This window comes from Roseospira marina, assembly GCF_014197855.1.
GTDB lineage: Bacteria > Pseudomonadota > Alphaproteobacteria > Rhodospirillales > Rhodospirillaceae > Rhodospira > Rhodospira marina.
The window spans coordinates 81,154-102,158 of the sequence record NZ_JACIGJ010000010.1 but is presented as its reverse complement, the minus strand read 5'-3'; the positions used below and the strand labels follow the sequence as shown (position 1 = coordinate 102,158).

The following is a 21,005-nucleotide window of genomic DNA, read 5'->3' as shown; positions in this document are numbered from 1 at the left end:
GGACTCGTCGGGTGTCCCGGGCAGGGTCTTTCCATCGGTTACGGCGTGACGGCGTCGGGCACAGGCTCGCCGCGCGGCACGGCGTTTTGGGGGTTGCGTCAGGAAGGGATGGGAATGGACGCCGCGACGCCGGAACTCGACGTGAAGGACGTGTGGACTCGCGTTCGCCAGCAGCTGAGGCGTGAATTCGGCAGCGCTGCCTATGCGAGCTGGATTCGCCCGATGACCGTGAACGGCGGCACCGACCGGGACATTGCCCTGGGGTTGCCGACCCGGTTCATGCGCGACTGGGTGATGACACACTACGCCGACCGCATCCGGGACCTTTGGATGGGGCTTGATCCGCAGGGACGGACGGTGACCTTCGTGGTGGCTGTCGGTGGGCCCGAGTTGGCCGCCGGCGACACGGCGGACGGCGTGCGCCAACCGGTGTTTGTGGCCGCGAACGCGGACGGTGATGCGGCCGCGCCGGCGGGGCGGCCCGCCGCGTCCGAGCGAGCGACGGCGGAGCGGGCGCCGGCCGCGCCGACCAGTGGGTCCACAGGGGGCGGGGCGACGAGTGGCGCCCTGAGTGGCGCGGCGGGGACCGAGGTGTTTTCGGCGCCGCTGGACCCGCGTTTCACGTTCGAGACCTTCGTGACCGGCAAGCCGAACGAGTTCGCCTACGCGGCCGCCAAGCGGGTCGGGGATTCGGACCACGTGCCGTTTAACCCGCTGTTCCTGTACGGCGGCGTCGGTCTGGGCAAGACCCACCTGATGCACGCCATTGCCCACCAGATTCGCGAGATCCGCCCGGACCGCCGCGTGGCCTATCTGTCGGCCGAGAAGTTCATGTACAGCTTCATCCGGGCGCTGCGCATGCACGACACGATTTCGTTCAAGGAGCAGTTCCGCTCCGTGGACGTGCTGATGATCGACGACGTGCAGTTCATCAGCGGCAAGGATTCCACCCAGGAAGAGTTCTTCCACACCTTCAACGCCCTGGTCGACCAGGGGCGCCAGATCGTGCTGTCCGCCGACAAGTCGCCCAACGACCTGGAGGAGATCGGCAACCGTCTGCGCTCCCGCCTGTCGATGGGACTGGTGGCGGATCTGCACCCCACGACCTATGAGCTGCGGCTGGCCATTCTGGCGTCGAAGGCCGATCAGTTCGGGGTCGAGATTCCGCCCAAGGTTCTGGAGTTCATCGCCCACAAGATCGTGTCCAACGGCCGCGAGGTGGAGGGGGCGCTGACCCGGCTGGTCGCGCACGCCCAGCTTGTCGGGCGGCCGATCACGCTGGAGACGACGCGGGAGGTGCTGCACGACCTGCTGCGGGCGCACGACCGACGCATCACCATCGAGGAAATCCAGAAGAAGGTCGCCGAGCACTACAAGGTCCGTATCGCGGACATGTCTTCGGCCCGTCGGTCGCGGGCGGTGGCGCGGCCCCGTCAGGTGGCGATGTACCTCTCGAAGCAGCTCACCCAGCGGTCCCTGCCCGAGATCGGGCGTAAGTTCGGCGGCCGCGACCACACCACCGTCATGCACGCGGTCAAGAAGATCGAGGACCTGTGCCGCACGGACGCGGCCTTCGCCGAGGACGTGGACCTGTTGCGCCGCATGCTGGAGACCTGAGTGCCCGTCGCCACCCCTTCGGAGGAGGGCGCGTCCCAGCCGGGACCGTGGCCCTTGGTGAGTGTGCTGATGGTCTCGCACGACAGCCAGGCGCTTGCCCGCCGCGCGTTCGATCACCTGGCGGTGCAGGACCGCGACGATTTCGAGGTCATCCTGGTGGAAAACGGTCGGGGCGGGGCGGACTGGGCCTATGCCGAAGCCGAACGCCGCGCCTTCCCCATCACCGTTCTGCACCCGGGCGCGAACCTGGGCTTCGCGGCCGGCAACAACCTCGCGGCGGAATACGCGCGCGGCGGCTGGCTGGCGCTGCTGAACCCCGATGCCTATCCCGATCCGGACTGGCTGTCCGCCCTGCTGGCGGCGGCGGCGCGGCACCCGGCCGGCACTGCGTTCGGCTCGGTGCAACTTGACGCCGGCCATCCGTCGCGGCTGGACGGCATCGGGGACTGCTGGTGCCCGGCGGGCCTCGCGTGGCGCGGCGGGTATCGGGCGCCGGTGGAAACCGCGCCTCCCGCGGACGTCGGCGTGTTCGGCCCCTGCGCGGCGGCCGCGCTGTGGTCGCGGGCGGACTTCGACGCCCTGGGCGGGTTCGAGGCGCGGTTTTTCTGCTACATGGAAGACGTGGACTTGGCTCTGCGGCACCGGCTGCGCGGCGGCCGCTGCGTGACGGTCGCGGCGGCGCGGGTTCGCCACGTCGGCAGCGCCAGCACCGCGCGGCGGCACGCCTTCAACGTCTATCACGACCGCCGCAACGCCCTGTGGACGGTGGTCCGCACCACCCCCGCGGTCTGGTTCTGGCCGCTGGTGCCGCTTCAGATCGCCGCGCACGCCCTGATGCTGGCGCGCGCGGCCCGGCACGGGCTGTTCCGGGATGCGTTTCGGGGCTTGCGCGATGGTCTGGCGGGACTCGGTGGCCCCACCGGGGTGTGGGCGCAACGCCAGCGGATCCAGGCGGAGCGCACGGTCTCATTGCGCAATTTGGCCCGGGCTCTCACATGGTCGCCGCTCGCGCTGCTGACCCGGCGGGCGCGCAGTTGGGACCCCGCCCGCGAGGCGCCGCGCGCGCCGGGCGGCGAGGCCGGCCGGGCCTCTTGAACCCCGGCGCCGGGCGTGCCATTCCCTGCCGTCATGACCCTGCATCTCATTAAGCTCTGCGTCGGGATCGAAACGCCCGACGACCTCCGCGCGCTTCAGCACGGCCGCCGGATGGCGGTGGGCGACGCGCTGGTGCACACCACCCGGATGATGCCGCGCCGCGCCAGCGAGGTTCTCACCGACGGCGCGCTGTACTGGGTGATGAAGGGCGCGATCCGGTGCCGCCAGACCATCCTGGACCTGGAGGCGGTGACGGACCCGGAGACCGGGCGCTCCGCCTGCCGCATCCATCTCGACCCCGCCGTTGTCGATACGGAGGCTTGGCCGTGGCGCCCGTTCCAGGGCTGGCGCTATCTGGCGGCCGAGCAGGCGCCGCCCGACCGCCGGACCGTACCGGGGGCGGACGGCGACGATGTCGCGGCCATGCCGGACGAGATGCGCGACGCCTTGCGCGAGATGGGGCTTCTGTAGAGCGGGCTGTTGCGAGGCGAGTGCCCGGAACGCGGCATTGATCCTTCGCGGCGCCGTGCATCGCTCGCGCGTGCTACACTGGTTTTACACTTGATGCCAGCGCCGGGAGCCTCATGAACCTGTTCGCCGTCAGCGACCTGCACCTTGGGCACGCCGAGAATCGGCCGGTGCTGGAGTTCGAGACCGATCACCGCGACGACTGGCTGATCCTGGCCGGGGACGTCGGCGAGAGCCTGACGCATCTGGCCCAGGCGCTCGATGCCCTGGTGCCCCGGTTCGCGCAGGTGCTCTGGGTGCCGGGCAATCACGAACTGTGGACCACCGACGAGGCCGGCGGTCCGCTGGGCGGGGTCGCCAAGTACGAGGCCCTGGTGGCGCTGGCGCGCGGCTATGGCGTGCTGACGCCGGAGGATCCGTATCCGGTCTGGCCTCCGGATGCGGCGGAGGAGGGCGTGGTCCCCAGCTCCGCGGAGGGCTCCGCCATCGGCAAGGGGCCGCGCATTCTGTGCCCGCTGTTCCTGCTGTACGACTACAGCTTCCGCCCGCCGGGTGTGGCCCTGGGCGATGTGCGCGCCTGGGCGGCGGCCGAGCATGCGCTGTGTGCCGATGAGCAGCATCTGTCCCCGGCGCCGTTTCGGGATCGGGTCGCGTGGTGCCAGGACCGAGTCGCCCAGACGGAGGCACGCCTGAGCGCCCTGCCCACAGGAAGCCGGCCGGTGCTTATCAATCACTTTCCAATGCGCAAGGACCTGCTGTTCATTCACCGGGTGCCCCGGCTGGCGCCGTGGTGCGGCACGGTGGCGACGCACGATTGGCACCTGCGCTTCAACGCGCCCGTGGTGGTGACGGGGCACCAGCATGTGCCACGCACGGACTGGCGCGATGGCACCCGGTTCGAGGAGGTCTCGTTGGGCTATCCGCGCGAATGGCGGCGCCGCCATGCGCCCCCCGACCTCGACGATGTGCTGCGGGAGATTTTGCCCGGGCCTCTGGCCTCGCCCTTGCGGACGGCGGCCCGGCGCGGCGACGGGGTGTCCGGCCCCATCACGGTGTCCTGAACCGAGGACGGGCGGGGACCTGTCCCCATAAAAAACGGGCCGGAGGGGAACCCCGGCCCGTTGACCATGCTGCAGCGCACCCGTTCGGGCGCCCTTGATATCCTATGCGGGCGCCGCCGCCGATTCGGGGGCCGCCGAGTCCGTGATGGTCTGGGGAATGGTGTCGCAGAAGTTCTCCAGCCAGGCCAGCGCCCGCTCCGTTTGCGTGATCTCGTGATCCAGCCACTCCTTGAACGGGCCGCCGCGATCACCGTGCGCCGTGCGCATGTCCAGCAGGCGGTTCAGTTCCGTTTCGCGCGCGTCCAGCAGCAGCTCCGCCTGACCGCAGCGATCCTCCGGGGGGAGCAGGTGGAGGAAGCGGAACTTCATCGCGGTGACGAGCTTCGAGAGATCCGAGGAGGACCGCAGATTGGCGGTCATCAGCCGACGGAATTCCTCCCGACCGGCATCGGTGATTTCCAGCGGTGTGCTGTCGTCCAGCGAGGAGCCGTCGGTGGCGCGAATCAGCCCCTCGATCTGCAACAGCTCCATGGAGCTGCCGAGCAGGTCCAGCGACGGGCCGGTGATGCGCGTAATGAAGTCGCGCACCTGTTGGGCCACCTCGGCGTACGTCTGGTTCGCGTCGGCAATGGTCCCCAGCGCGCACAGGCGAACCGTCTCGCGTGGGGTCAGCGTCTTGTCTGCGAACATGGCGGCACCTCGTTGTGTGGGGCGGGACTCATTCCCACCGCGCCGGGCCCCCACGCGCCGTTGACCGCGCTTGTGAGAGACCCCTCCTGCGAAGCCCCCTCCTGCAAAACCCTATGGCTGACCGAGGGATTCGGTTCATCGGAGACGACGACCGTCCCGCGCTCCGTTGTTGTTCTTTGGGTCGTTGCTCTTTTTAAACACCCTAAACCTAACACGAATGATATGGAAATGCTACGCCGCCGGGTCAAGGGGACCCGGCGGCGGCGCTGTTGGTGATTCTGTGTCACAAAGCGGGCGGGGTTACCCCGCCATGCGGCCCAGGCGCAGGCGCAGGGCGTTCAGCTTGATGAAGCCTTCAGCGTCGTGCTGGTCGTAGACCTCGTCCGCCTCGAAGGTGACGTGGTCCATGCTGTACAGGCTGACCGGCGCCTTTCGGCCGACCACGATCACATTGCCCTTGTACAGCTTCAGGCGGGCGGTGCCGGTGACACGCTCCTGGGTCTTGTCGATCAGGGCCTGCAGGGCCTCGCGCTCCGGCGCGAACCAGAAGCCGTTGTAGATCAGCGTGGCGTAGCGCGGCATCAGCTCGTCGCGCAGGTGCATGGCCTCGCGGTCCAGGGTGATCGACTCGACCGCCCGGTGCGCCGCCAGCAGCAGGGTGCCCCCCGGAGTTTCATAGACGCCGCGCGACTTCATGCCCACGAAGCGATTCTCGACCAGATCGACGCGGCCGCAGCCGTGCTTGCCGCCCAGCGCGTTCAGGCGGCGGAGCAGGGCACCCGGGGTCAGGCGCTCGCCGTTGATGGCGACGGCATCGCCCTTCTCAAACTCGATCTCGACGTATTCCGGCGTGTCCGGCGCGGCCTCGGGGGCGACGGACAGGCGGAACATGTCCTCGTCCGGCTCCGTCCAGGGATCCTCCAGCGCCTTGCCCTCATAGGAGATGTGCAGAAGGTTGGCGTCCATGGAGTAGGGGGACTCGCCGCGCTTGTCCTTCGGCACCGGGATCTGGTGCGCCTCGGCGTAGGCGATCAGGCTGGCGCGGCTGTTCAGGTCCCACTCGCGCCACGGCGCGATGACCTTCACGTCCGGCTTGAGCGCATAGGCCGTCAGTTCGAAGCGGACCTGATCGTTGCCCTTGCCGGTGGCGCCGTGGCTGATGGCGTCGGCGCCGGTCTCCTCGGCGATCTCGATCAGGCGCTTGGCGATCAGCGGGCGGGCGATGGAGGTGCCGAGCAGGTACACGCCCTCGTACAGCGTGTTGGCGCGGAACATCGGGAACACGAAGTCGCGCACGAACTCCTCGGTCAGGTCCTCGATGTAGATCTCTTTGATCCCCATCATCTCGGCCTTCTTGCGGGCGGGTTCCACCTCCTCGCCCTGGCCGATGTCGGCCGTGAAGGTCACCACCTCGCAGCCGTAGGTGTCCTGAAGCCAGCGCAGGATGATCGACGTGTCCAGGCCGCCCGAATAGGCCAGCACTACTTTCTTTACGTCACCCTTGCCGATGCCCTTGTTCATGCCCTGGTACCCTTATGTCCGCGGATGGTCGGGAAAGGTCGCGAGTATAGGCGAAGTGCTCCGCCGGGCAAGCGTGCACCGACCGGTTCCGGGAACGCGCGCCGGTGCATAAAAAACGTGTACCGCCTTTGGTGTTGCTCGCATTAAGCTGGTCCGGTCTTTCCGTCGCGCCGCGAAGGCCCGCCGTCCATGGTTGCCCGCGTCCACACCGTCGCCTTTTCCGGGATCGAGGTCCTGGACGTGCAGGTTCAGGTCTCCCTGACCGGGGGGCTGCCGGCGTTCACGATTGTCGGCTTGCCGGATAAGGCGGTGGCGGAAAGCCGGGAGCGCGTGCGCGCTGCGCTGACGTCGATCGGCCTCGCCCTGCCGCCCAAGCGCATCATCGTCAATCTGGCGCCCGCCGACCTGCAGAAGGAGGGCAGCCACTACGACCTGCCGGTGGCCTGCGGCGTGCTGACCGCCATGGGCGTGCTGCCCCTGGAGGAGATGGACGGCGTGGTGGTGCTGGGTGAGCTTGGTCTCGACGGTTCAGTGGCGCCGGTGGCCGGCGTGCTGCCGGCGGCGCTGGCGGCGGTGCGGGCGGACAAGGGCCTGATCTGCCCCGGCCCGCAGGGTGGCGAGGCCGCCTGGGCCGGCGACGTGGACGTGCTGGCGCCGACCGGGCTGCTCGACCTCATCAACCATTATAAAGGCACGCAGACCTTGGGCCGGCCCCACCCGGAGGCCCGCGCCGACACGGGCCCGCATCTGGACCTCGCCGACGTGAAGGGGCAGGAGAGCGCGCGCCGGGCTCTGGAGATCGCGGCGGCCGGCGGTCATAACCTGCTGATGGTCGGCCCGCCCGGGGCCGGCAAGTCGATGCTGGCCGCCCGGCTGCCCGGGATCCTGCCGCCGCTGGCGCCCGACGAGGCGCTGGAGGTCTCCATGATCCACTCCGTCGCCGGGCATCTGGCGGAGGGCCGACTGATTACCCAACGGCCGTTCCGCGACCCGCACCATTCGGCCAGCATGCCGGCGCTGGTGGGGGGCGGGCTGCGCGCCCGCCCGGGGGAGATCAGTCTGGCCCATCACGGGGTGCTGTTTCTGGATGAGCTGCCGGAGTTCTCCCGCCCCGCGCTGGAGGCGCTGCGCCAGCCGCTGGAGACCGGACAGGTCAGCATCGCCCGCGCCAACGGCCATGTGACCTATCCAGCGCGGGTGCAACTGGTCGCCGCGATGAACCCGTGCAAGTGCGGCTATCTCGACGACCCGGCCCTGGCGTGCTCCAAGGCGCCCGGCTGCGGCATCGAGTATCGCAACCGGCTGTCGGGGCCGTTGCTCGATCGCATCGACCTGCATGTGACGGTGCCGCCGGTGGATCCCTTCGCGATGGCGCCCGGGGGCGCGGCCGAGCCCAGCGCGCCGGTTGCGGCCCGGGTGCGGGCGGCGCGCGAAGCCCAGGCGGACCGGGCGGGCGGGCGGCGGGAGGCGCGGGTTAACGCGCATCTCGCAGGCGCGGCGCTGGAGCGGGTTGCGGCCCCCGATGCGCCGGGCCATGCGCTGATGGCAGAGGCGGCGGAGCGGCTGCGCCTGTCGGCGCGGGCCTATCACCGGCTGTTGCGGGTGGCGCGCACCCTGGCGGACCTCGACGGCCGGGACGGGGTCGGGCGCGCGCACATTGCGGAGGCCCTGGGGTACCGGTCCACGCCGGTCGCGGGGGCCGGCGCGGCGATGCCGGACGACCCGCGCGGGCGTGTCCGAGGGGCCGGACCCCGGCGCGCGCGGTCTTCGGTGTAGATCGGCGGCCTCGCCGGGGGCCGACCGGACCCGAGAGCGCACGTCGGGACCGACGAGTTCAGACTGGAACTTGTTCAGAAAATCGGGCAAAACAAGAGCCTGGAGCCTTTTCATAAGGTAATATCGCAATCGGTGCGGGCGGTGCGGATCCGATGGAGCGTGCGCCGTCCGACCCATCCGGAGCACAGCGGCGGCCATGGCGCGATCCCCGCACCTGGGTCTGACGGACGGCCGTGGTCAGCGGTCTCGGTGGCCTGCGCGCTGGCCCCGGCACCGACTGTTCGCGCTGGCCGGTCTGGTGGCGGCGCCGGTCGCCGGGGTGGCACTTGCGGCCTGGGTGGTGCCCGGTTCGCCGGTCGTCGCGTCGGCCGCCCAGGATGGCCGGCCGGTCGCCGCGTCCACCACCGTGCCGGATCGCGCGATATCCCCCGTGGCGGCGGCTCCCGTATCGGTCGAGGCATCCTCTCCGGACCAGAGACGCCGCGCGCACATCCTGTTGCGTCAGGCGCAGGGCGAGGTGATTCGCCTGACCGGCGTCCTAAGCAGCGCTCGGCGCGCGCGCACCGCCGCCCCGGACGCCCATCGTCCGGCCTGGGACGCCGCCATCTCCGCCTTGTCCGATGCCCGCGCCCGGCGGGCCGGGATCGTGCGGGATCTGACCGGGGCGGGGGATCGCCTGGACGCGGCGGCGCTCGCGGCGCTGGAGGCCGAGGCGGATGCCGCGCTGACGGCGGCCCGGCGGGGCCAGGCCCTCCTGGCGGTCGCAGAGGCCGGACCCGGCGAAGCCGCCGCCCGGGCCGTGCCCACAGCGCCAGCCGCAACGCCAGCCTTAACGCCAACATCCATGGGGACGGATGCGGCGCGGACCGACAGTCCGCGGGCGCCGACGGAGGCGATCGTTCCGCCCGCGACGTCGCCCGACTCGCTCGCACCCCAGGGCATAGACACCTCGTCGGCGCCGCCCGACTCGCCCCCGCCCGAATCCGCCGCGCCCGGAGTGGTCGCGCCCGAATCCCCTGCCTCCGAATCCCCTGCCTCCGAATCCCCTGCGTCCGAAGCCACCGCCTCCGCGGCATCACCTGCGGCTTCGGCCCCCGTGCGTACGGGGCCCCGGCTGGTGGGGCCGGCCATGGCTCCGCCCCCGATTCCGGCACCGCCCCGGCCCGCAACCACGCCCGCGCCACCGATGCGGCCGGCGTCCGTGCGCGCGGCCACCGCAACCGCCACGGCCATGGTCTCCGCCCGTCCGAACGCGCTGGATCCGTTGCCGCCGGTGGCGCGTCGGGGGACCGCCGTCGACCGGACCGCACCGGTTCCGGCCCCGGTCCCGCCCGGCACAGTGTCGATGGGAAACGCGGAGGGCAGGGGGCCGGTCACCTCGAACGGGCTGGTGGACAACCTCGGCCGGACCCTGCCGTCACCCCCGAGCGTGCTGGTGACGGGTGTGGCGGCGCTGCCCCCGGCCGGGACCGGGCCGTTTCGCGCGGGTGGACCGGCCGACTGGAGCCCCGCGACCGTGCCGGTGCCGCGCCCCCGGGGGGACCCGGCGGTGTCGGTGCACCCGGACTACGCTGGGCCGATTGGCGAGGCGAAGGCGGGGATGGGGGCGGAGATGGGAGCAGAGTCGGCGACAGCGGCCGGGGCCGTGCCGCCGACCCGGCCCCCGGGATCGGACGCCGACACGGCGGCCGCTCCTGCCGCAGCCCCATCGGCTTCTGCTTCCGCGCCGGCCTCGGCGGGGGCACCCGCGCGCCTTCCGCCCGCTCCCGTCCCGTCCGCGCGGCCCGCGCCCCCGGCGCGTACCGTGGTCGCGGTCGCGGTCCCGCCGTCCCCACCGCCGGCCGCCGATTCGTCGCGTCGGGAGGAGACTTTGCGCCCGGCCGAGCTCCAACCTTTCGACGTCGGGCGTCCGGACGGGGCGGCCCCGGGCGATGGCGCGAGCCCCCGGGACGAATTCGCCCGGATCGCCCGGACCGTGGCGGCGCAGCACGACAAGGCGCGCCAGATCCTCGATCAGGTTGACCCGGTGCGCGCGGACCTGCTGCGCCGTCTGGAGGCTCTGCCGGACAGCGACGTGCGCCGCGAGGGCCTGCGCGAGGTGCGGGCCATCATCGAGTCCGCCGAGACCAGCCTGACGGCGGCGGTGCAGAAGTACGGCGCGTTGGCCCGTCAGCTTGATTTCGTGCTGGAGGACGGCGCGCCCACCGATATCGGCTGGACACCCCGCGATGCGGTCCGGCAGGCGATCGCGGCCAGCGCGGACGCCGACCGGGGCGTGGCGGGGCTCCGGCTGTCGATGGCCCGGTTCCAGGCGGTCCTGCAGCGTGGGACGGACGGCCCGTCAGAGTAACGGGGACAGGGCCGTCCTCCCGGCGCGCCCCCTTTTGTGACATGTTTGCGAACGCGGCTCAGGTCGTTGAATCGAAAGGCGGTCTTTCCTAGACTCGCATCGTTCGCCCGCCCGGTTCCGGGCGCGAGGCGCCCCCTGGCCCCGGGGTCGTGCGGCACCCGTCCCCTTTCGGGACCGGTGCACGGTGGGTCTGTCGTCCCGCAAAGGTCCCAGATGTAGTTATCCACACCCCTGTGGATACAATATCTATTGCTTTTGGTCGGCGCCGCGCATACGGTTGGGGTCATCGAGCAACGGGGACACAACATCCTGTGTGACGGTTTCCCGTCACCCGGCCCGATCTTCATGCACACGCCGGTCGGTTCTGGCGCCTTTGTGACGCCTTGGACCGAGCCGCACCGCTGCCACCGATACGGCACCGCCGATCGTTCATCGCCGGACGCGTCTTGTCGCTCCGATGGCCAGAAGACTACAGGGGAACGCGAACCATGCGCATCGACCGCCATTTCACGACCGAGGGTCAGGACCCCTACAGCGCCATCGCCTTCCGGCAGACCGCGAGCGAGATCCGCAATCCGGACGGCTCGATCGTGTTCCGGCAGGCGGACATCGAGGTCCCGGCCGCGTGGTCGCAGGTGGCCTGCGACGTGCTGGCCCAGAAGTACTTCCGCAAGGCCGGCGTGCCGGCGGCGCTGCGCCCGGTGCGGGAGGATGACGTTCCCGAATGGCTGTGGCGGCACGAGGCGGACACCGAGGCGCTCGAAGGCAAGACGAAGGCGGAGCGCACCGGCGGCGAGACCAGCGCCCGGCAGGTGTTCGACCGGCTGGCCGGCACCTGGACCTATTGGGGTTGGAAGGGCGGCTACTTCGATTCGGAGGGCGACGCCCGCGCCTACTTCGACGAAATGCGCCACATGCTGAGCACCCAGATGGGCGCGCCGAACAGCCCGCAGTGGTTCAACACCGGCTTGCACTGGGCCTACGGCATCGACGGGCCGTCCCAGGGCCATTTCTACGTGGACTACAAGACCGGCGAGATGGTCGCGTCCCCGTCCGCCTATGAGCACCCGCAGCCGCACGCCTGCTTCATTCAGTCCGTCAGCGACGATCTGGTGAACGAGGGCGGCATCATGGATCTGTGGGTGCGTGAGGCGCGCCTGTTCAAGTACGGCTCCGGCACCGGCACCAACTTCTCGTCCCTGCGTGGCGAGGGCGAGCCCCTGTCCGGCGGCGGCAAGTCCTCCGGCCTGATGAGCTTCCTGAAGATCGGCGACCGCGCCGCCGGGGCGATCAAGTCCGGCGGCACCACCCGCCGCGCCGCCAAGATGGTGATCTGCGACGTCGACCATCCGGACATCGAGACCTTCATCGGCTGGAAGGTGAAGGAGGAGCAGAAGGTCGCGGCCCTCGTCACCGGCTCCAAGACCCTGGCGCATCACCTGAACGCCGTCCTGGCCGCCTGTCGGGAGTGGGACGGTAAGGCCGATTCGCCGGACCGCCTGGATCCGAAGGTCAACAAGACCCTGAAGAAGGCCGTGGTCGCCGCCCGCAAGGCGCTGGTGCCGGAGAACTCCATCCAGCGCGCGCTGCAGTACGCCCGCCAGGGCTGGGCGTCGCTTGAGATCGACACCTACGACACCGACTGGGATTCGGCGGCCTATCAGACCGTGGCCGGTCAGAACTCCAACAACACCGTGCGCGTGACCAACGACTTCCTGGAGGAGGTCGAGCGCGACGGCGACTGGAACCTGATCCGCCGGCTCGACGGCACCGTGGCCAAGACCATGAAGGCGCGCGCCCTGTGGGATTCGATCTGCGAGGCCGCGTGGTCCTGCGCCGACCCGGGCCTGCAGTTCGACACCACCATCAACGAGTGGCACACCTGCCCGGAGGGCGGCCGCATCAACGCGTCCAACCCGTGCTCGGAGTACATGTTCCTCGACGATACGGCGTGCAATCTGGCGTCCTTGAACCTGATGCAGTTCCGCCGCGCCGATGGCACCTTCGATGTGGACGGGTTCTCCCACGCCACCCGGCTGTGGACCATCGCGCTCGAGATCTCCGTGCTGATGGCGCAGTTCCCGGCCCGCGAGATCGCCGAGCGCTCGTTCGACTACCGCACCCTCGGCCTGGGCTACGCCAACATCGGCGGCCTGCTGATGGCGAGCGGCCTGCCCTATGACAGCGACGCCGGCCGCGCCCTGTGCGGTGCCATCACGTCGCTGATGACCGGTGTGGCCTACGCCACCTCCGCCGAGATGGCCGAGGAACTGGGCGCCTTCGCCAAGCACGCCGAGAACGCCGGCGCCATGCTGCGCGTCATGCGCAACCACCGCCGTGCGGCGCGGGGCGAGGCCACCGGGTACGAGGGTCTGTCCGTGAACCCGGTGCCACTGGACCACGCCGATTGCCCGCAGGCCGATCTGGTGCCCGCCGCCATCGCCGCCTGGGACCAGGCGCTGACGCTGGGTGAGGCCCACGGCTACCGCAACGCCCAGGTCTCCGTGATTGCGCCGACCGGTACGATTGGGCTGGTGATGGACTGCGACACCACCGGGATCGAGCCCGATTTCGCCATCGTGAAGCACAAGAAGCTGGCCGGCGGCGGTTACTTCAAGATCATCAACCGCATGGTGCCGGAGGGCCTGCGCGCCCTGGGCTATGACGAGCCGGCGATCGAGCGCATCGGCCGCTACGCCACCGGGCACGGCACGCTGGAGGGCGCGCCGAAGGGCGAGGGCGCGCTGACCCACGCCGCGCTGCGCGCCAAGGGCTTCAACGACGAGGCGCTGCGCCGGCTGGAGGACGCGCTCGGCACGGCGTTCGACATCCGCTACGCCTTCAACGCCTGGACCCTGGGCGAGGACTTCTGCACCCACATGCTCGGCCTGACGATGGAGCAGATCACCGATCCGGGCTTCGACATGCTGGGCGCGCTCGGGTTCTCCCGCGCTGCCGTGGACGCCGCGAACACGTACGTCTGCGGCGCCATGACGGTCGAGGGCGCGCCGGGCCTGAAGGCGGAGCACCTGCCGGTGTTCGATTGCGCCAACGCCTGCGGCCGCATCGGCAAGCGCTACCTGTCGATGGATGCGCACATCAAGATGATGGCGGCGGCGCAGCCGTTCATCTCCGGCGCCATCTCCAAGACCATCAACATGCCGAACGACGCCGCCATCGGCGACTGTGACCGGGCCTACCGGACCTCGTGGAAGCTGGGCCTGAAGGCCAACGCGCTGTACCGCGACGGCTCCAAGCTGTCGCAGCCGCTGAACGCGCAGGTGTTGGAGGACGAGGATGACGCCGAGGATCTGGCCGAGGCTCCGGCCGCCGAGCGCGCCACCGTGGTCGCGGAGCGCGTCGTCGAGCGGGTGGTGCACCGCCTCCAGCGTCACCGCCTGCCGGATCGCCGCAAGGGCTACACCCAGAAGGCCGTGATCGGTGGCCACAAGGTGTACCTGCGCACCGGCGAGTACGAAGACGGCAGTCTGGGCGAAATCTTCATCGACATGCACAAGGAGGGCGCCGCCTTCCGCTCGTTGATGAACAACTTCGCTATCGCGATTTCCATCGGCCTGCAGTACGGCGTGCCGCTGGAAGAGTTCGTGGAGGCCTTCACCTTCACCCGCTTCGAGCCCAGCGGCATGGTCGAGGGCAACGGCGCGATCAAGATGGCCACGTCGATCCTGGACTACATGTTCCGCGAGATCGCCATTTCCTACCTGGGCCGCAACGACCTCGCCCACGTTCAGCCGGACGACCTGCGGGTGGATGCGCTGGGCAGCGGCAACGACCAGGGTGATTTCGCCGACGACTGGGAAGAGGAGGAAGAACACGCCCTGCCCAGCACGGTGTCGGCCGGCTATGTGCGGTCGAACCTGTACGTCCTGCACGGCCGCAATCATAACCACGGCGCGGCGACCGCGCGCGCGGTCGGGACCGAAACCGCCACCGGTGCGGTCGCGGTCGGCCAGTCGGTGGCCGTGGCCCGGGCCGGCGGCGGTGGCGGCGGCAGCTTCGGGGGGGGCTCCAGCGGTGGCGATACCACCATGGCCCGCATCCGCGAGGCGCGCATGAAGGGCTATGAAGGTGACTCCTGCGGCGAGTGCGGCAACTTCACCCTGGTGCGCAACGGCACCTGCATGAAGTGCGACACCTGCGGCGCCACGAGCGGCTGTTCGTAAGGCGGCGCGGATCTCTCCTCTTGTCCGGTGCCGATGTCCGATTCCCATGGACGTCGGGGCCGGCGGGGCGGAGACTGCGGTTTGCTTTTGAGCCGGATCGGCCCGTGAACGGATGTGTTCCGTTCGCGGGCCTTCGCCGTTTGGCGGCGCCGACTGGGGCGCCGACTGGGGCGCCGGCGGCTATGACGAGACCCGGGACACGCGGATATGTTCGACTACAGCCTTGCCCATTGGGCCGCCTTTCTGTCGGCGGCCGTTCTGCTGAACATCGCCCCGGGGCCGGACATGGCCTTCATCCTGGGGCAGACGGTGCGGGGCGGGGTGCGGCGCGGCTTCGCCGCCATGCTGGGGGTCTGGGTCGGGGTCTTCGGTCATATCACCATGGCCGCGCTGGGCATCTCCGCCCTGCTGGCGGCCTCGGCCGTGGCGTTTTCGATCGTGACCTGGGTTGGCGCCGCCTATCTGATCGGGTTGGGGCTGCGCGCGCTGTGGACGGCGGGCGACAGCCTGCCCGAGGCGACCGCTGGTCCTGCCGAGGACGGGTCACAGGGCCGGGCGTTCCGCACCGGCGTGTTGATCAACCTGCTGAATCCGAAGGTCGCGCTTTTCTTCCTGGCCTTCCTACCCCAGTTCGTGGAGCCCGGCGCCGGCCCGACCTGGGCGCAACTGATGCTGCACGGGGGGCTGATCGTGGCCATCGCGGCCCTGGTGGAGCCGCCGCTGGTTCTGGCCGGCGGCCGCATGACCGCCGCCCTGCGGGGCCGGCGCGCCGTGGTCCGCTGGCTGGATCGGGGGCTTGGCGCCCTGTTCCTCGGTCTGGGCATCCGGCTGGCGACCAGCAGCCGGTAACGGCCCGCCGCGACGCGGGCCATTACCGGCGTGGCGCTTACCGCCCGTAGGTCGCGGTCAGGCTGGCGCTGTCGAGCGCGCCCGCGTTCACGAAGAACCCAACCATGGCGCCCGGCGCGTTTTCGTCCAGCGGTAGGGATTCGTCCGGCATCGCATAGACGGTGAAGATATAGCGGTGCGGGTCGTCGCCTTCCGGCGGGCAGGCGCCGCCGAAGCCGCTGGTGGCGTAGTCCGTGCGGCCCTGAACGGCGCCCTCGGGCAGCGGGGCCTCGCCGCTGCCCGCGCCCTTCGGCAAGGAGGTCGTGTCGGCCGGGATGTTGAACACCGTCCAGTGCCACCAGCCGGAGCCCGTCGGCGCGTCCGGATCGTAGGCCGTGACGACGTAGCTCTGGGTGCCCTCCGGCGCGCCGGACCAGGACAGCGACGGCGACAGGTTGGCGCCGGTGCAGCCAAACCCGTCGTAGACGTGGGCGTCGGCCAGGGTGCCGCCGTCCGTCATGTCGTCGGAGGACAGCGTCATCTCGGCGTGGGCGGCGCCGATCAGGATCAGGCTCGCCAGCGCGGCGGCACACGGAAGCATCGGGCGCATGCGTGGTCTCCTTTCGATCATGGGGTCGATCATGGGGTCGATGAGAGAGAGGCGAGGGGGCGGACACGCAAAAGCATCCGGCGTGACGTGAGCCGTCATCGCCAACGCATCCTATCATCGAACATCCACGCTATGGCAACGGCACGCAAGCCTGGGCCCGAACGGAATAGGGGCGGACCTGTGTCCGACCCGCATCACGACGCGGCGTAGGGCCTTGACCATCCTGAGATCGGATCACGGCCGGTGGGGCTCATACCGTTTCGAGCGCGCCGAACAGGTCGTCCTCGTGGGCCGGCGGGCTGTCGCCGCTCGGGCTGTCGTCCAAGGGCAAACCGCCGTCGTCGGGCTCCGGCCCGCCGACGTCCAGATCATCGAGCGAGTCCGCCGGCCCACCCGCAGGCGCCGGGTCGTCGATGGCGCTGATCCAGTCGCCGGAGGCAAGGCCGTCGTCGCCCTCCGTGAGCAGGAACAGGTCGTCGGCACCATCCTCGAGTCCGTCGTCCAGTCCATCCCCTGGGCCATCCAACGGATCGCCGTCGAACTCGGCACCGTCGATTGGGGGGCTGTCCTCGGAGGCATCGCCGTCCATTGCGCTGGCGTCCATCGCGCCGGGATCGGGATCGTCGCTGGCGGTATCACCGTCCGGGGTTTCTTCGTCCCCCGTCGCGTCGTCCCCCGTCGGGTCGTCCTCAAGACGGGTGTCCTCGTCCTCTCCGGTCGCGCTGCCGTCGTCCGAGGCCGCCTCGTCCCCGGCCAGGGCCATGGCGGACAACGCCTCCGGCCCGTCCGCGCCGTCGCCGGCCGTCGCCTCCCCGTCGGTTCCCCCGTCCTCCGGCGCATCGAGCAGGATGTCCGAGGGGTTCGGGTCGTCCGTGACCCGCACCGTGGCGCGCGAAGTCGCCGAGGCCTCGCCATCGCTGACCGTGAAGTCGATGGCGCGGTCCCCCAGCTCCGGATCGGTGCCGCTGTTCTGAAGCTTCACGCGGCTCAGCAGATCGGTGTAGGTCGCCTGATCGGCGTCGCCCGAGAACCGCAGCGCATAGCCGGTGTCGTCCTGCACCACCTCGACGCGGACGCCGGTGTCGCCGATGAACCCGTCCGCGTCGATGGTCACGCCGTTGATCTGCAACTCGTCGCCGGGCTGCATGCCCTCGCTCAGCCGCGCCTCGGCACTGGCGAGCAGCGGGCTGTCGATGTCTTCGATCTGGATGCCCGGGGCAACGGCGGTCGGCACGAGCTGGCGGGCGTTGTCGCTACCCACATTGACCGTGAACACGATGTCGTTGAAGTCGTGGTCACCGAGGCCGCTCTGGTCCTCGAACCCGACCATCAGGCTGTCGCCGTCATCGGTCACGCCACTGATGGCATGTTGCCGCCCGTCCGGATTCAGGCCCGTGGTGTCGCCGACCGCCGCGGAATGATAGATGCCGCCGTTGGACGACACGGTGTGCACTTCGCCGTCATCGTCGATGAACACCAGCTTCGGGGTCGCGGTATCGACGGTGGCCGGGTTGCCGTCGTCGTCCACGAAGGCGAGGCGGCCGCCCTGATTGGTCGACGCATCGTCCCAGAAGTTCGCGCTCTTGTTCCGGTTATGGCCGTCGGCGACCAGGAAAAAGCCCAGGGTCTTCCCGGCGAAGCCGTCGTCCGGCGCGGTCAGGGTCACCGTCTGGGTGCCCGCCTTCTCGATCACCGAGTCGGTGGCGTCGCCGTAGATGAACTGGGGATCGGAGATGCTGCCGTCCTCGCCGACGGTGTACCAGCCCAGGGCGTTGTGGTAGCCGGCACCCTCACTGACGAACGTGACGCTGACGTCGTAGTCGTGCTGCAATGTCATGTTGTCTGGATCGACGCCGTTGACCTTGGACGGATCCAGGCGGTGGTTCTCCGACAGGTCGGGGAAGCGGGCCTCGGTCTCGAAATTGTGCTTGTAGACCAGGTCGTTGACGTTGGTGACACGGATGATGTTCGCCAGCCCGCTGATGACCGGTCCGTCGTTCACCGGCGTGACGTCCACCGTCATCGTCTGGGTGGCGGTCGCGGTGTCGCCGGACAGCTCGGTGCTGGTGGCCTCGACCGTCAGATCGAACGATCCGTTCCAATTCTCGGCGGTGCGGATCGACAGCCCGTCGAGGTCGTCGGCCTCCAGGGTCCAGGAGCCGTCCGCGTTGCGGGTGCCGGCGGACAGGGTGGCGTCCTCGGGCACGCCCTGGATGGTCACGCCCAGGGTCTCGGAGCCGTCGGTGTCGATCAGCGCGGCGCTGATGTTGAGGGCGACGGGGGTGTCTTCGCGCCCGGTTGCGTCCGCGGCGTCGAGCGTGACGCCGTCGGCGTCCAGGTCCACGGCGTTGCCGTCGCTGTCCACGATGGCGACGTCTTCCCAGTCGGAGACCTCCAGGTTCAGGCTGTCCACCGCGATGGGCTCGTCACCGCCGGCCCGGATGGCGTCGCGCATGGCGCGCAGGTCGCCCATGACCTCGGCGTCCGCGAGGCTGGCGTCGTCCACCTCCACACGCAGGGTGTCGGTGCCGTCGCCGCCGTCGTAGACGGTGGTGTCGCCGTCGTCCGACCGTTCGGCCGTGCGCAGGATGCCCACGTCATCCCCGGCGCCGGCGTCCACGATGTCGCTGCCGCTGCCGCCGTCCAGGGTGTCGCTGCCCGCGCCGCCCAGCAGGGTGTCGTCGCCGCCGCCGCCGCGCACGTTGTCGGCGCCGACGCCGCCCTCGAAGCGGTCGTTGCCGCCCGCGCCCTCATCCGCGCCGGGGGCATCCAGGTCCACGTCGGAGGAGGCATAGGCCCCGTCCAGCACCACGGCGTCGCTGCCCTCCCCGGACTCGACCACGAAGCGGGTGATGCCCTTGTCGCCGGTGGCCGTAATGGCGTCGTCGCCGGCGCCGGTGTCGACATGGAAGGTGTTGATCCAGCCTGCATTGTTGGTCTGGGCGTCGATGTCGATGGTGTCGTTGCCCGACCCGGTCTCGACGTGGCCACGCTTGGCGCGGTCGATGATGACCGTGCTGTCGCCGCCCTCGCCGAGATAGACGTCGGCGTGGACGAAATTGTCCACGGACACATCGGCGTTCTGGTCGCTATCGGCGCGGACGCTCTTGGCCTCGTTCCAGGCGTCGACCGTGATCGACGCCCCGTCGCCGTCCGCGAGGGACGTGTCGGCGTCCATGTCGGCACCCCAGCGGGAATAGGCGCCACTATGGTCGATGCTCAGCACGTCATCGCCGACGAAGTCCGGGCGGGCCGTCTCGGTGTTGTCGACCCTAAAGCGGACCGGATCCGGGCCGCTGTCGTCTGGTGGGTCGGTATCGTCCCCGTCGCCTGGGTCGTCCCCGTCGTCGCTCGGATCGTCGCCGTCGTCCTCATCGTCGTCGGCCGGGTCGTCCCCGCCGCCGGTTTCGTCGCCGCCCGAGTCGCCGTCGCCGGTGTCGTCGTCGTCCTCATCGTCGTCGGTTGGATCGTCGCCGTCGTCCGGATCATCGCTGTCGGTCGGATCCTCGCCTGTCGGAGCGTCGTCCGCGCCGTCGGAGGCTGGATCATCGCCGTCGGTATCGTCCGTCGGATCGGTGTCTCCGGTGGGCGGGATGGCTGGAGCCGGCTCCATGGCGGGCGCGTCGGGCCGATCGGCCTCCGCCTCGCGCACCATATCGGCCTCTTCCTGAAGGTCGGGCTTGACGCCATCACCAGGTGTCGTTGTGTCGCCACGGTCTTCGGCTGCCGGCATCGAGAGGGCCGACGGCACCGACGCTCCAACGCCGAGGGCGGCTTGGACCGCCGCTCCATCGTCGAGCCCGGTCGGCGTGATAAAGCCGCCCGTGGCCGTGGGCGTGACGCTTCCGGCGTCCGTTACCGGTGCCCCGTCGAGCGGCCGTATCCCCTCCTGGGCGGGCGGGGCCAGAACGGGCGCGATGCCCCCTTCCAGCGTATCCGCGCCTGCTTGCCACGCTGGAGCCGCCGTCGCGGGCTCCAAGAGCCCGGCATGCCGGGCCGGCGGCGCGCCGGCCGGATCCTTTGTGCTGTCCACGCCCTGGTGGATGTTCTCGTGCGCGCGGGCGTCATCGCCGTCCATTGCGTTGCCGATGGCCTCATGCAGGGCGGCATCGCGCTCACTCCCGGTCCGGCCGTCTCCGGCCGGCATCAGGTCGTCCAGAATCTGGCGATCCTCGGCCGGTGTGCTCGGTGCGCCGGGGGTAGGCGTCTGGGTCTGGGCTTCGGCCATGTCGATCTCGCTCCGGTCCGCAGGGCAGCGGTGGGGGGCACCGGTGGGATGGGCTATCGATTCCGTATTGCCGGAATTTACATAAAATTCGGCGATGTCCTGATGTGTATTAAGCGAATTATCGATGCCATCGCTTGGTATTCAAGGCAGCAAAACCTGTTCGACCAAATTGTCATACAGATCTCGCGCGGACCTATTTCCTTCGTTATAGGGGTGGCGGCGTAGCCTTGCAGTTTTTCTTAGCGAATCCGGGGGGCAGCCCGTCATCTTCGGACTCTCCGTCCGGAAACCGGGTGGAACGCTTCGGGTTCGGCGTCGAGTCGGCGGGTGGCCGAGTCGGCGCCTGGGGTTCCACGAGGTCTGGCGCCACAACGGCCGTCCAGTCTGCGGCGTCCGCGCTGGGGCCGGGGGTGGCGGTATCGCGAGCCGGCTCCGTGACGGTCCGGGTCCAGCCGTCCGGGGTGTCCCCGTCTGCGTCCTGGACGCTGCCAAGATCGAGTATGCCGGCTTCGCACCGGGGATCGCGGCGCCGGTCCCGCTCCGGCAGCAGCGCGCGGCCGGGTGTCCCGGGGGCCGG

12 protein-coding genes are annotated in these 21,005 nt (G+C 70.1%); 8 read left to right on the top strand and 4 right to left on the bottom strand.

Annotated features, from left to right (window positions below):
* Positions 1–114 precede the first annotated feature (114 nt).
* From dnaA to GGD82_RS13735, 4 genes are all read left to right on the top strand, one after another.
* Complete coding sequence (gene dnaA / locus GGD82_RS13750) at positions 115–1,617, top strand: chromosomal replication initiator protein DnaA (RefSeq protein WP_375782129.1); 1,503 nt, start codon at positions 115–117, stop codon at positions 1,615–1,617.
* Positions 1,618–2,712 carry a glycosyltransferase family 2 protein gene (locus GGD82_RS13745; protein ID WP_150062807.1) on the top strand — a complete coding sequence of 365 codons (1,095 nt, stop codon included), beginning with the start codon at positions 1,618–1,620 and terminating at the stop codon, positions 2,710–2,712.
* Positions 2,713–2,727: 15 nt separating this feature from the next.
* The gene (locus GGD82_RS13740) at positions 2,728–3,183 is read left to right on the top strand and encodes a DUF1489 family protein (RefSeq protein WP_246163921.1); all 456 of its coding nucleotides are present in this window, start codon (positions 2,728–2,730) and stop codon (positions 3,181–3,183) included.
* Positions 3,184–3,296: 113 nt separating this feature from the next.
* Positions 3,297–4,241, top strand: a complete 945-nt coding sequence (locus GGD82_RS13735) for a metallophosphoesterase family protein (protein WP_150062806.1) — start codon at positions 3,297–3,299, stop codon at positions 4,239–4,241.
* 102 nt (positions 4,242–4,343) lie between these two features.
* Here GGD82_RS13735 and GGD82_RS13730 read toward each other — a convergent pair whose 3' ends face one another.
* Positions 4,344–4,931 carry a hypothetical protein gene (locus GGD82_RS13730; RefSeq protein WP_150062805.1) on the bottom strand — a complete coding sequence of 196 codons (588 nt, stop codon included), beginning with the start codon at positions 4,929–4,931 and terminating at the stop codon, positions 4,344–4,346.
* 300 nt (positions 4,932–5,231) lie between these two features.
* The gene (locus GGD82_RS13725) at positions 5,232–6,452 is read right to left on the bottom strand and encodes an argininosuccinate synthase (RefSeq protein ID WP_150062804.1); all 1,221 of its coding nucleotides are present in this window, start codon (positions 6,450–6,452) and stop codon (positions 5,232–5,234) included.
* A 189-nt stretch (positions 6,453–6,641) separates the two neighbouring features.
* On the opposite strand from GGD82_RS13725, the gene GGD82_RS13720 reads away from it, so the two are divergent.
* From GGD82_RS13720 to GGD82_RS13705, 4 genes are all read left to right on the top strand, one after another.
* Complete coding sequence (locus GGD82_RS13720) at positions 6,642–8,228, top strand: YifB family Mg chelatase-like AAA ATPase (RefSeq protein ID WP_150062803.1); 1,587 nt, start codon at positions 6,642–6,644, stop codon at positions 8,226–8,228.
* Positions 8,229–8,424: 196 nt separating this feature from the next.
* On the top strand, positions 8,425–10,578 hold the full coding sequence (locus GGD82_RS13715; protein ID WP_150062802.1) for a hypothetical protein: 2,154 nt from the start codon (positions 8,425–8,427) through the stop codon (positions 10,576–10,578).
* A 488-nt stretch (positions 10,579–11,066) separates the two neighbouring features.
* Entirely contained in the window at positions 11,067–14,762 is a 3,696-nt protein-coding gene (locus tag GGD82_RS13710; RefSeq protein ID WP_150062801.1) for a vitamin B12-dependent ribonucleotide reductase, read from the top strand.
* A gap of 207 nt (positions 14,763–14,969) precedes the next feature.
* Positions 14,970–15,611, top strand: a complete 642-nt coding sequence (locus tag GGD82_RS13705; RefSeq protein WP_150062800.1) for a LysE family translocator — start codon at positions 14,970–14,972, stop codon at positions 15,609–15,611.
* Between the two features lie 37 nt (positions 15,612–15,648).
* On the opposite strand, the gene GGD82_RS13700 is transcribed toward GGD82_RS13705, so the two are convergent.
* Together GGD82_RS13700 and GGD82_RS13695 are read right to left on the bottom strand one after the other, a co-directional pair.
* Positions 15,649–16,200: a YbhB/YbcL family Raf kinase inhibitor-like protein gene (locus GGD82_RS13700; protein WP_150062799.1), complete on the bottom strand. Its 552-nt coding sequence runs from the start codon at positions 16,198–16,200 to the stop codon at positions 15,649–15,651.
* 250 nt (positions 16,201–16,450) lie between these two features.
* Positions 16,451–20,428, bottom strand: coding sequence for a DUF4114 domain-containing protein (locus GGD82_RS13695; protein ID WP_150062798.1), 3,978 nt, complete (start codon positions 20,426–20,428; stop codon positions 16,451–16,453).
* Positions 20,429–21,005 lie beyond the last annotated feature (577 nt).